Genomic DNA, 661 nt, shown 5'->3' on the forward strand with positions numbered 1-661 from the left:
GGCCCGCCCCAGGCGTCGAGGGCGCGGGTGGGCGCCAGGCAACGCAGCCCCCGGCCGACGAAACCCGCGTAGTCCGAGGACCGCGGCCGGCGGATAGTGGGAGGCAGGCCGAGGTCGAGTTCGTCCTCCCCCCGAAGAGCAGGTGCAGCGCCTGGTAGAGCGCGAAGCCGTCCTGCTGGATGTGGCTGGTCCGGTACACCAGCACCGTGCCGGACGACCCCGGGGCGCGCAGCAGGTAGAGCATCCACGGCGGCCGGCTGAGGTCGATCGGCTGGGCGGCAATACGGTCGACGGCGGCACGCAGCCGCGCATCGCCGACACCACCGTCGCCCCCGTCAGCACCGCCGACACCGCCCACACCGCCCACACCGCCGGCGGACGGTAGGTCCATGGCAACAACGTGGTCGTCGACGTTCAGGCCTGGACCGCAGACCCAGAGGGTCTCGTTCGCCGTCGAGCGGCGACCGGAGAACCGGACCGCGACAGTCTCGAGACGGTCGGTAAGCATCCGTGCCCGAGGGTCGCGCAGCCGCTCGGCGACGTGCGCACGCAGGTCCGCCAGCTCCAGCGGAGGGCCGTCGACGAACAGCAGCGCACCGACGTCCTGGAACTCCCCGGGATTGAGCCGGCTGAAGGCGAGGTAGGCCCGGTCACCCGAGGT

Annotated in this window: 1 pseudogene; it reads right to left on the reverse strand. The window is 72.5% G+C overall.

The window, feature by feature from the left end:
* A pseudogene (locus tag AC08ON_RS18125) lies at window positions 1-661 on the reverse strand (hypothetical protein); the annotation flags it as partial.

It is taken from the genome of Frankia sp. CoWAU3 (assembly GCF_977971855.1).